9 protein-coding genes and 1 pseudogene are annotated in these 11,746 nt (G+C 62.4%); 6 read left to right on the top strand and 4 right to left on the bottom strand.

The genetic code is table 11. The features are described 5' to 3' along the window. The 4 genes and pseudogenes from EET13_RS27575 to EET13_RS29990 all read left to right on the top strand — a co-directional run. Positions 1-126: pseudogene (locus tag EET13_RS27575) on the top strand (WXG100 family type VII secretion target); the annotation flags it as partial. A 360-nt stretch (positions 127-486) separates the two neighbouring features. Continuing rightward, positions 487-936, top strand: a complete 450-nt coding sequence (locus tag EET13_RS27570) for a type VII secretion protein EccE (protein WP_168990912.1) — start codon at positions 487-489, stop codon at positions 934-936. Positions 937-1,877: 941 nt separating this feature from the next. Beyond that, positions 1,878-2,507 (top strand): hypothetical protein, encoded by a 630-nt coding sequence (locus tag EET13_RS29995; RefSeq protein ID WP_136623274.1) that lies wholly within the window; start codon positions 1,878-1,880, stop codon positions 2,505-2,507. A 578-nt stretch (positions 2,508-3,085) separates the two neighbouring features. Further along, positions 3,086-3,877, top strand: coding sequence for a hypothetical protein (locus EET13_RS29990; RefSeq protein ID WP_136623273.1), 792 nt, complete (start codon positions 3,086-3,088; stop codon positions 3,875-3,877). 64 nt (positions 3,878-3,941) lie between these two features. Here EET13_RS29990 and EET13_RS27550 read toward each other — a convergent pair whose 3' ends face one another. Next, the gene (locus EET13_RS27550; RefSeq protein ID WP_244604146.1) at positions 3,942-4,145 is read right to left on the bottom strand and encodes a hypothetical protein; all 204 of its coding nucleotides are present in this window, start codon (positions 4,143-4,145) and stop codon (positions 3,942-3,944) included. A 179-nt stretch (positions 4,146-4,324) separates the two neighbouring features. Here EET13_RS27550 and EET13_RS30685 point away from each other — a divergent pair, with 179 nt between their 5' ends. Further along, positions 4,325-4,468 (top strand): hypothetical protein, encoded by a 144-nt coding sequence (locus tag EET13_RS30685; protein ID WP_168990911.1) that lies wholly within the window; start codon positions 4,325-4,327, stop codon positions 4,466-4,468. A 245-nt stretch (positions 4,469-4,713) separates the two neighbouring features. On the opposite strand, the gene EET13_RS27545 is transcribed toward EET13_RS30685, so the two are convergent. After that, positions 4,714-5,730, bottom strand: a complete 1,017-nt coding sequence (locus EET13_RS27545) for an AraC family transcriptional regulator (protein ID WP_122445210.1) — start codon at positions 5,728-5,730, stop codon at positions 4,714-4,716. Positions 5,731-5,995: 265 nt separating this feature from the next. On the opposite strand from EET13_RS27545, the gene EET13_RS27535 reads away from it, so the two are divergent. Then, the gene (locus tag EET13_RS27535) at positions 5,996-7,798 is read left to right on the top strand and encodes an AMP-dependent synthetase/ligase (RefSeq protein ID WP_122445208.1); all 1,803 of its coding nucleotides are present in this window, start codon (positions 5,996-5,998) and stop codon (positions 7,796-7,798) included. 16 nt (positions 7,799-7,814) lie between these two features. Here the strand turns inward: EET13_RS27535 and EET13_RS27530 are convergent, their stop codons facing one another. Further along, positions 7,815-9,731, bottom strand: coding sequence for an ABC transporter ATP-binding protein/permease (locus tag EET13_RS27530; protein ID WP_122445229.1), 1,917 nt, complete (start codon positions 9,729-9,731; stop codon positions 7,815-7,817). 97 nt (positions 9,732-9,828) lie between these two features. Further along, a complete protein-coding gene (locus EET13_RS27525) occupies positions 9,829-11,742 on the bottom strand; it encodes an ABC transporter ATP-binding protein/permease (protein ID WP_122445207.1) in 1,914 nt (637 codons plus the stop codon). Positions 11,743-11,746: the final 4 nt, after the last annotated feature.

Genomic DNA, 11,746 nt, shown 5'->3' with positions numbered 1-11,746 from the left:
ACCCAGTGGAACCAGGCCATGGCGGACCTGATGCGGTCCTATCAGTCGATGGCGGCTACCCACGAATCCAACACGATGGCGATGCTGGCCCGCGACACCGCCGAGGCCGCCAAGTGGGGCGCCTGACTGCTCGGTGGTGATCCGTTCTGGTGGCAGCGGCGATGTTTAGGGTGCGATCGACGGTCGTCTGGCCGAGTGCCAGGCGCTTCACCCTGGCATCGTCGGCTGTAGTGCCGGCGCTGATGGCCTACCCTTGGCGATCGCCTCGTGACCAGTGGGTCCTCGGGGTCGCGGCAGCCCCAACGCGGCCGTTGTCATCGTCATATGTGGTTGGTGGCGTGGGCTTCACCTGACCCAGATCCTGCGCCGGCGGCTGGCCATCACCCGTCGCTGCCGACAGCCGGGATGCCGGCGCGGAGCGGTGGATATCAAAGCCACCGCGCTACTTCGGGTACGACGGCTGGACGCCGGGGCGTCGCACTTCCCGTGCCGCTGATCGCCCAGTATCTGAACCGTTACGGCATTCTTGCGGATAAGATCCGGATTACCGACCGCCACACAGCATCTGGTGGTAGCGAGACGTGGATCGCGCTGACGCTGTCGGCCACCGATAACCCGGTGGCGCTACAGGCCCGCAACTCATGCATCCCGTTGCAGGAGGTCACTCGGATTGCGGCGCGCCGTCTTGCCGCCCGACTGTGCGAGATGGGCTGGACGGCAGGCATTGCCGGTCCCGACGACGTTCCCTCGTTGGTCGCCCGATCAGACCGCGGCACCTGGCGCGCAGTGGTCCGCGAAAAGCCTTATGCCCCCGCCGATTACATTGCGGTATACCAGATCAACGTCGACGAGCGGCTGATCGCCGAGCTACGCACCTGTTTCGTCGCGGCCGGCGGGCCTCCGCTGTGCTGCGCATGGCCAACCGGCCTGAGCTGATTTCCTGAGCGCTGCAAGCTTTTTGCGCCGGGCAGGTCGGGCTTTGCAACATCCCGCCCGGAACGCCGCTCTCGACCGGCTAACATGCCCTCGATCACTCCGGCATCAATCAGCGCCTGGCGTTCCACCGGAATGGCGTGGCCTGACAGACGCCGGTTTCGACCGCCACGGCGGCCACCGGTTCACCCGATCGAAGCCGAGCAACGATTTGCCGGCGCACCGACGACGAATATTGACGGGGCATGTGACCTCCTGGTGATCACTCTGCCCAACTCTCATGACGGTGGACATATGAACGGGGTACAGACCTGGCGGACCGACAATCGGGGACCTGTCAGCCCGCTATGAGTCGATAACCACCGACTATCGACTCATCAGCCATATTTATTGGTCAAAGGGTCCGTTTTCTCCTAGAGTCGGCTTGTTCCCCGCCGGGTAGACGTGTTGGGCGATGGTCGGTTTTCTGGGTGATGGCTCGAGGAGTTTGGTCATGATCACATGTCTGGAGTGATGGATGAGCGCTGTGCGGCTAAGCGAAACAACACGTCACCGGCCTCGGCCAGCTGGGATTCAAATATGTCGGCGGGACCCCGAAATTACAGTTTCTTGCCTTTGTCGGGCTGATCTTAATGCGGTGATCTCGAAATCGCCGTGTTAAATACTTTGCTCGAACTGGCTTTCACCTATCGATAAGATCGATAGAAAGGGTATTTATATTGATGCCTCGATTGCCGCGCGACCCACTGGCAACGCGCAACCGTGGGGCTGCCAAACCCCGGTCGGTTCACGCCGCAGGGCCGACCGCCACGACGCGGCGCCGCACACGCGGTGCTGCTGTTGCGCTGGGGACGCTAGCACTGGCCGGCGCTGTCACCGGCACCACCGCTGTGATGAGGGCTAATAGCAGCCCCACCGTAAGCGTCGGCAGACTGGCCATCACCTTGACCGCCCAGGACGGATTCAAACTCGACACCTGCGCGAACGACAACATCACGAGCAGTAGCACCACCGGCGCCGACAACGAAACCGTCAGCGGCAACACCAGCAGCACCAACAACGAAAACACTCCGATGGTCAACCTTTACGCGGAGGATCTAGAAATCCCTTTCTCGGTCTCCTACGAGCCACCCCCGGGGGAAGAAGCTACCATAATCCTCGAATCTAGACCGCTCCACGCAATAGGGGACACAAGTCCAATCTCCCAACGGGAGTATGACGCCTTTTCTAATCAGCAAGCAACGACAAATGATGTGTATTACGATCTCGGCTACAATGGCGCTTTCGAGTACGAATTGACACCCAATGATTTGGTGCTGACTAAAAGCAGCTGGCAACTCTACCACGATGACTTAAATAGCGATAACCAACAGCTTCTTCGGGACTACCGAGCGACCATGTTCGACGATGGAATTGGGTCGGCTTTAGCCGATGATGGAAATGGAATCTATGGTATAGACGTACCCTTACCTGATCCCCCAGTTCTAAACCCTTTCAGTGGCCCTGTTATTAGAAATTATCCTCCAGGAGATATACAACTCGTGGAATTTGATCCCAGTCCCGAGGGCAACTGATCAGGCTGATCGGTGAGCTTGCTGAGTTGTTGCCGGAGGTCAGGACCTGCGGATGAGCGGGTGTCGGCGCCGGCGATCGGCGGAAGGGTGATGGCGGCATACGCCGCAGCCTTTAAGAATTTAAGATTATCGTTCCATATGCAACTGCTATTTGTGCAAAGGCCCGATTATTGTATAGCTACAGTAAGGCTGCTTGCCCGCCGAGTAGGCTGGTTCGGCGGAAATCAATGTCTATCCAGATGACTCCTCGAGTAGCTGATCACCGCCAGAGGTGCGTTGTGATGAATAAGTGCGGTGCGGCTCCGCCGAACGCTGAAGCGTTGGGTTTGGGTGGAATCAAAGGCGTCGGAAGGGTCCGCCACGTTGGCAATCTGGTGAGGTTGTGTTCGCCATTGTCCCTGTGGCAGCATGTTCACTTGTTGTTCTCTCACCGCGTTGATCTCGACATTGCGGCGATTCGTACGTTGCTTCGATCTAGCTTTTAACTATCGATTAAGAGGTGCAGTGGTTCCTTGCCCTTGCTTCGACCGCATCAAGACACAATGCCAAGACGCAACATCGGCGCTGCGGAGCCTCGAGTGACTCATCCTCTGGGGCCAACGGTCACGGCGCAGCGCCGTAAAGGCGGTGCTGCTGTTGCGCTGGCGGTGCTGGCACTGACCGGTGGAGTCGCTGGTGGCGCCACCGCCACCGCGGCTAACGGCAGCGCCACCGTCAGCGTCGGCAGACTGGCCATCAACTTGGCTGCCCACGACGGATTCAAGCTCGACACTTGCACGAGCGGCGACTCCACTAGCGGCAGCTCCAATAACGAAAACACCAGCATCAACAACGACAACGCCACCACCGCCAGCCTCAACAACGAAAGTACGCCTCCCGTGCTTCTTATTGCTGGAGACGGTGGAAATATTTCACCCGTAAGCTCAGAAACACCCTTGGTCGACCTTGGCAGTGAAGATTTCAAGAATCCGTTCATCAGCGAAACCGAATCAGCTGTCAAATATTCTTCAATACTCGATTGGCGGGAATTGGGCGAATATGACGCTAACGATCTGGTGAACCCGTTCGCTCAACCTCCCATTAGAAATGAAATTCTGTCTCCGAATGATGTCGAAATGGAATTTCTCGATCCAATTTCTTCGTTGTATAAGCAGGAAATCCTAGAGTGGGAGATGCAGGCGCATTTTCCTAGAACCATAAAATATCCGCCAACGCAGGAAAGCCCAAAGGATCCTCCTGTAAAGGAAACTTCAGAGTCGTCAGAAGATATTCCTTGGCAACCCGATGGCGCGGGAAGTAGTATCGTTTACATCTTCCCGAGGACTCCACCGTTCAATTCATCAAGTGACTCGGAGGACGATAGCTACTGAAGCTCCTATAGACGTCAAGTTGGGCGTAGTCGACCACTAGGACATGGAAGAGTTCGCGGGCGAGCTAGCGCTTCTGGCAGCGGATGATTTCGGGCATGGACAGGCTCTCGGAGATGCGGCGGTCGACGTAGGCCTGGCTATGGGGGTCATAACGCAGTCGCACGACGGTGGCGATATGCAAGCCGGAGATGTCGACCCGGTCGCCGCCGCGGTGTAGGCGCGCGGCCCAATGCGGGCACAAGCACCACTCGGTGGCCTGCGAGATCAACTGAAATCGCCTCAATCACAACCCGGCTCTAAACCACAACCCGGCTCCAAAACCTGGTGGACCGACTATCGGGACCTGTCGTTGCCTGCCAGGATGATTCGTGCCGCAGCCTCGGCGTCGATAGGGTCGCTGTTGGTCGTTCGATCAGCGCGTGACACCTGGCGCGCGACACCTGGCGCGTGGTGATCCGTGAAAAGCATTGTGCCCGCGCCGATTACATTGCGGCATACCGGATCAACGTCGACGAGCGGCTGACCGGTGTGCTGGCCGCGATGCGCAATCGCGAGGCATCGGACCTGGACGGCCCTGGAGATCGCCGGTAATGGCGGCGGGCGCACCTTGGCTGCCGCGTGCGCCTTTCGCGCCGCGGCCAAGCCCGGAAGCGCCTCGCCGCCGACCGGCTTGACTCCGCAGCACGGCAACCACTACACGGCACTGGCGGCGTTGCATCCCTTATCGACGCAGCGACTTGACGGGCACACCTGCCTGGCCGCCGACGTACTCCGCCGCTTGAGTTGGCCCACCGCAACGTATCCCGTCGACGTCAAACGACCGGTGCGGGTGCCGCTCAAGTCCGGACGAATGCCGGAAAGCGCGTCCGGCTTCGGTAAGCCGCCGGCCCGCTTCCGAACCAGCGCTTGCACGAGCGCGTCAATACGCTCTGCTCGGCATAGCCCAATTCCCGGGTCAGGTGCGTCAGGCTGATACCGGTCGTGCGCAGGTAACGGTCGGCGGTGTCCCTGCGAACTTGATCGACCAGCACGGCGAAAGTGGTCCCTTCTTCGGCAAGCCTGCGCTGCAGCGTTTTCGGATGCAGGTGAAATTGTTCGGCCACGACATCCAGAGCCGCCGCCCCGGTGGGCAGCAGCTGGCGGACGATGGCGCGCACCGATTCGACGATCCCGGCGCCCAACGGAGTGATGCTGCTCAGGTAGTCGACCACCGCGCGGTGGGCAATGTCGTCACGGTTCAGCGGCCGGCTCAGGTCGGCGGTGCGAACGCCGAATCCGCTGCTGCGCTGCGCGAAGTGCGGCGTGCATCCGAAGTACTGCGCGTAGTCGGCCGGCGCCGTCAGCGGGTCATGGGGTAGGTGTACCGCCAGCGGAGCGTAGTCGGCGCCCATCAGCAGGCGGAAAACACCGAGCGAGACGCCCAGTGCCAGTTCCATTGTCTGCGGACAGGGAATCGGCTCATCGAGAAGAAACTCGATTCCGACGAACGACCGCTGCACATCGGCCAGCGAGGTGATCTGGATGCGGATAACGGGGCTGTAGGCCGTCATGAAGGTGTTGAAGATCGCCAAGGCGTCGGACACGGTCGCGGCGGTCCGAGCGGCCACGCCCACCGGCCCCAGAATTTCAATGCTCTGCCGACGGGCCAGCCGGCGCCCGAAATCCGGTGTGGCCGTAGCTTCGGCGGCCGACTCCATGGCCCGTATCGCCGCGCGGAACGGTATGAACGCGTCATAGTTGCCGACGTCTCGGTCCCGGATGCCCGCCGCCCGCAGCAGGCCGGCCGGGTCACCGCCCAATTCGGCAACCAGTTTCGGGTAGTTGGACAGCCCGGTCCCGCGCACCACGGACATGCCGTTGACCCTCAGTGGCCGGCGCCTCGATGTCAAGCACCCCACAACCCGTGGCGCTGATCGACACCACTTGGAAGCAACTGCGCAGACGGCTAGCGTCGGTGATAATGCTTCGCACCGGACTTGCCGGCGGCAGTCGGCAGAGGCCAGGAGGTGGTTGGGTGTTCACCGGCAAGACCGTCAACGGCGGTGGACGCCGGCCCATCCGGCGACCGTAACCGGAGAAGTCGATCCGATCGCGACCAGCTGCAAGGGACCTTAGATCATGCGTGAATTCAATGTTGCTGCCGATTTCACCGTCGCCGACAACGACCACATCGCCGCCAGTGTGTACGCACACGAGCGCGACGACCCGGATCATGTGATCTTCCAGCGTCTGGTCAATGGGGTGTGGACCGACGTGACCTGTGCTCAGGCCGCCCAGCAGATCCGGACCACGGCATTGGGTTTGATCGCCGAGAACGTGAACGCCGGCGATCGGGTCGCGATCTTGTCGGCCACCCGCTACGAGTGGGTGATACTGGACTACGCGATCCTTTCGGTGGGAGCGGTCACCGTCCCCATCTACGACACCTCCTCGGCCGAGCAAGTGCGCTGGGTGCTCGAGGATTCCGGAGCCGTGCTGGTTATCGCCGAGACCGACGCCCATGCTCAGGTGATCAAGGAGCTCAGTGACGAGCTGCCGAACCTCCGCAAGGTCTTGCAGCTCGAGACGAGCGGCCCGACGGCCCTGGAGCAACTGGCCGAGGCCGCCGGGTCGGCAGATATCGGCCAGCTCGACGAACGGCTCGCGTCGTTGCGCGCGGCCGACCCGGCCACGCTGATTTATACCTCGGGCACGACGGGCCGCCCGAAAGGCTGCCAGTTGACTCACTCCAACCTGCTGTACGAGTCGCGCGGTGCGGCGTCGTGCTTTCCGACGCTGTTGCGCAAGGATGAACGGCTGCTCGTCTTCCTGCCGCTGGCGCATGTGCTGGCGCGTTCCTTGTCGATGTCGGCATTCGCCAACAAGGTCACGATCGGTTACACCAGCGACATCAAGAACTTGGTGGCCACGCTGGCCGTGTTCCAGCCGACAGTGGTGGTGTCGGTGCCCCGGGTGTTCGAAAAGGTCTACAACACAGCCGAGTTGAAGGCCCAGGACGCCGGCAGGGGCAAGATCTTCGACGCCGCGGCCCGCACCGCGATCGAGTGGAGCACGGCGCTGGACACCGGCGGTCCGGGGCTGCTGTTGCGGGCCAGGCACGCGTTGTTCGACCGGCTGGTGCACGGCAAGTTGCGTGCGGCGTTGGGCGGCAACTGCCATGCCGCGGTCTCGGGTGGCGCGCCGTTGGGCAAACGGCTGTGCCACTTCTACCGTGGCATCGGGGTGACCATCTACGAGGGGTACGGTCTCACCGAGACCAGTGCCGCGATCACCGTGAACCGGATCGGCGAAGAGCGGGTCGGCACGGTGGGAAAGCTGTTGCCCGGCAACAGCATGGCGATCGCCAATGACGGCGAGGTGCTGGTGCGCGGCGGCGTGGTGTTCACCGGCTATTGGCATAACGAGAATGCCACCGCCGAGGCGATCGTCAACGGGTGGTTCCACACCGGCGACCTCGGATCGGTCGACAACGACGGTTTCTTGTCGATCGTCGGCCGCAAGAAGGAGATCATCGTGACCGCCGGCGGCAAGAACGTCGCCCCGGCCGTCCTCGAAGACCAGTTGCGCGCGCACCCGCTGATCAGCCAGGCCATGGTGGTTGGAGACAACAGGCCGTATGTGGCTGCGCTGATAGCGATCGACCCGGAAGGGTTCGACGTGTGGAAACAGCACCACGGTAAAGAGGCGACGGCATCGGTAGCCGATCTGATCGACGACCCCGACCTGTCCGCCGAGATCGACCAGGCGGTCAAGCAAGCCAATCAGGTCGTTTCTCAAGCCGAATCGATCCGGCGGTTCCGCATTCTGCCGGTCGACTTCACCGTGCTGACCGGCGAGTTGACCCCGACGTTGAAGGTCAAACGCAACGTGGTGGCGCAACGATTCGCCGCCGAGATCGAATCCCTGTACAGCAAACGGTGACGGTAGCGGACCGCGGTTATAGAGTCATGCTGCCACGGTCGCCGACCTTGCCCACCCGCCAGGCGCCGCCGCCCAGCAGCGCCAACTGCTGTTCGTGATGTGGCTCGACGGTGTTGCGGTGGCTGACCGATACCACCACGGTCTGCGGTAACTCGGTGCGCAGCAATTGATACAGCGAGTATTCGAGCCCCGGGTCCAGCGCCGAGGTTGCTTCGTCGAGGAACACCGCACTGGGTCTGGTGAGCAGGATGCGCGCGAAGGCGATCCGCTGCTGCTCGCCGGGTGAGAGCACCTTGGCCCAGTCCTGCACCTGGTCCAGCCGGTCGCGCAGGTGAGCCAGCGCCACTTTGGCCAACACGTCGCGAAGTCGGCGGTCGGCAATGTCGCCCTCGGCGGCCGGGTATGAAACCACGGCACGCAGATTGCCCAGGGGCACATACGGCAACTGGCTCAAGAACATCGTCGCGTTGTCCTGGCTCGGGCGTCGCAACGTCCCGGATGTGAACGGCCACAACTGGGCGAGGCTGCGCAGCAGTGTGGTTTTGCCTGAACCCGACCGGCCGACGATCACCATGGAGTCGCCGGGAGCCAGTTTCATGCTGAGCGGCGCGACCAATTGCAGGCCGTCCGGCGTGCGCACTTCGACCTCGTCCAATTCGACCGAGCCGTCGGCGCTGGACCTGGTTCGCAGTTTCGGCAAGGCGCGGGTCTGGGCGTTGGACTCGACCAGCCCGTGCACTCGCAGGATCGAGGCGCGGTAGCTGGCGAACAGGTCATAGGCGTTGCGGAAAAACGACAGCGAATCATGAACCGTGCCGAATGCCTGCGTGGATTGCATGACGTAACCGAGTTTGAACGACCCGGCAAACAAATGCGGCGCCTGGATTAGGAATGGCAGCAGGCCGATCGCCTGGCTCACCGCCACGTTGAACCCCGTGAAACCCACACTGCGCCGCAGATAGCGGCGATAGTTCGTAATGACCCCGGCGAATCGTCCGTTCAATTCCACACTTTCGGCTCGCTCCCCGCGGTAGAAACCGACCGCCTCGCCGGCGTCGCGCAGCCGCACCAGGGCATAGCGGAACACCGCGTTGAGCTTTTCGTTGCGGAAGCTCAGCCGGATCAGGGGACGCCCGATCCAGAAGGCCACCACGGTGGCGAACGTGACGTAGGCGATGACGATCCAGAACAGCGCGCGGGGGATCCGCAGACCTACGACGGTGATCGGGAACGACAGGTTCCACAAAATCGCGGCGAACGACACCACCGACACCACCGCCTGCACCGCGCCGAACAACAGCGTCTTGGCGGTTCCGTTGGAAGGGATGTTCGCCATGCCGCCCGAGCACGCGGTGAACGCGTCGATGTCTTGCTGGATGCGCTGGTCGGGATTGTCGATCGGGTGATCGATGAACTGTCCGCGATAGTAAGCGCGGTCGCCCAGCCAGTCGCCCATCACGCGGTGGGTGAGCCAGACCCGCCACCTGATGATGAACTCCTGCATCAGATATTGGTCGACGACTGCGCGCGCAACGTAGATGACCGCAAGCACGGCGAAGGTCGCGATAGCCACCCAGAAGCCGTGGATGCCGGAGTTGCGGGCTCGCACGTCGCCGCTGGCCGCGCCCTCGAACGCCACCTGGAGCGCAGAGTACAAGTCGTTGCTGTAGTAGCTCAGCAGAATGTTGATCCGTACCGCGACCATCACCAGCATCAGCAGCAATCCCAGCCGCGCCCACACCGGAATGCTGTCGTGGCCCTTGAAGTATCCCCCGGTCACCGTCCAGAACTGGCGGCCCCATGTGGTGTAGTGCGCGATGAGCGTCCCGACGGCCAACAGGCCTGCGCCGCTGACCGTCCAGGCTTGGAGAAGCCACCACAACGACCCGGCAACCTCGTTGCTCCAGTCGATCGACGGCGTGAAGGTATCCATGGTGAGCTCCTGTGCCATGGCGTCGTGGCGACGCTATGTCGAGAAGCTACCGTGATTCGAAAAGCCCGCAACGGAGAAATCGCGCCAGCCGGCCGATTCAGACCGATGCGACGGATTCGCCGATGCGGCTGAGCCGCCACGGGCCGTTGCCCAGCAATTCCAGTTCCTGGTGATGGTGCGGTTCGACGGTGCTGCGGTGGCTGGCACTGACCACGATGCAGTCCGGCAGTTCCTTTCTCAGCAGGTCATACAGAGCGAACTCCAGTCCCTCGTCGAGAGCCGAGGTGGCTTCGTCGAGGAACACCGCCTTGGGTCTGGTCACCAGGACGCGGGCGAAAGCGATGCGTTGCTGCTCGCCGGGCGAAAGCACCTTGGCCCATTCCTCTACATCGTCGAGCCGACTGACCAGGTTAGGCAGGGTGACTCTGGCCAGGGCGTGCCGCAGGGTGAGGTCGTCGATCTCGCCCTCCTCCGCCGGGTAGCTCACGCCGGCACGCAGGTTGCCCAGCGGAAGATAGGGCAGTTGCGGGACGAACATGACACCGTGGCGGCCGGCCGGATAGCGCAGCGTGCCCGAGGCATACGGCCATAGCCCGGCCAGCGTGCGCAGCAGCGACGTTTTGCCGCAACCGGATTTGCCGGTGATGACCAGGGCGTCGCCCGGCACGAGCCGCACAGTGAGCGGCTCGATCAACTGCGTGCCGGCCGGTGAGCGGACCTCGATGTCGTCGAGCTCTATCGCGACATCGTCACTGGCGACGGTGCACAGCTCGGGCAGCTTGCGCGCCTTGGCATTGGCTTCAGCCAGTCCGCTGAGACGCATGATCGCGGCCCGATAGCTGGCGAATCGGTCATAGGCGTTGCGGAAGAACGACAGCGACTCCTCGATCTGGCCGAAGGCGCCGGCGGATTGGATTACGTCGCCGAACTTGATGCTGCCCGCGAACAGTCGCGGCGCTTGCACCATGAACGGCAGCGGATTGATGGTCTGGCTCATCGTGACATTCCAGCCGAGGAAGCCGATCGTGCGGCGCACGTAGCGGCGATAGTTGGCGATCGTATCGGCGAAGCGGGTCCCGAGCAGGCCACGCTCGACTCGCTCGCCGCGATAGAAGCCGATCGCCTCGGCGGCGTCGCGTAACCGCACCAGCGCATACCGGAAGGCGGCGTTGAACAGTTCGTTGCGGAAGCTGAACCGGATGAGCGGGTGCCCGATCCAGAAGGCAATCACCGTGGCCAGCAAGACGTAGGCAAACAACACCCAGAACAGCGCCTTCGGGATGCCGATACCGACGACCGTCAACGTTCCCGACAATCGCCACAAGATCGTGGCGAACGACACCACCGAGACGACGGAGCGTACCGCGCCGAAGAGCAGCGTGGCCGTCGTTCCGACCGACGGGCTGTTGGTGGCGCCACCGACTCCTGCGGTGAAGATGTCGATGTCCTGCTGGATGCGCTGGTCGGGGTTGTCGATCGTGGTGTCGAGGAACCGGCCCCGGTAGTAGGCGCGCCCGTTGAGCCAGTCCGCGGTCAGCCGGTCGGTGAGCCACACCCGCCAGCGAATCAAAAACCGTTGCGTGACATACAGATCCGTCATCACCAGGAGCACCTGCAAGGTGGCGATGACGCAGAAGGTCCAGATGGCGACCCAGAAGCCGTGGATGCCTGAATCACGCACGGCGGTGTTGCCGGCGGCGGCGCCCTGAAAGGCGGCCTGAAGCGCGGAGTACAGGTCGTTGCTGTAGTAGGTGAACAACACCGTGAGCCGCACCGAGACGATGACCGACAGCAGCAGCGCGGCGAACAGGCCCCATACCGGGATGCTCTGCCGTCCGATGTAGTACGCGCCGGTGACGCGCCAAAACTGACTGCCCCACCGGGTGAACCGGACGACCAGCACCGCGACGATCAGCAAACATGTGGCGCTGACCGCCCAGGCCTGCAGAATCCACTGCGACGACGCAACCGGCTCATGGCCCCAATTGATGGCGGGGGTGAACTTTTCCACGGAG

The organism is Mycobacterium attenuatum, from assembly GCF_900566085.1.
In the GTDB taxonomy this organism is placed as follows: domain Bacteria; phylum Actinomycetota; class Actinomycetes; order Mycobacteriales; family Mycobacteriaceae; genus Mycobacterium; species Mycobacterium attenuatum.
Note: the sequence above shows the minus strand (reverse complement) of the source record. Positions and strands in the feature narration are given on the sequence as shown.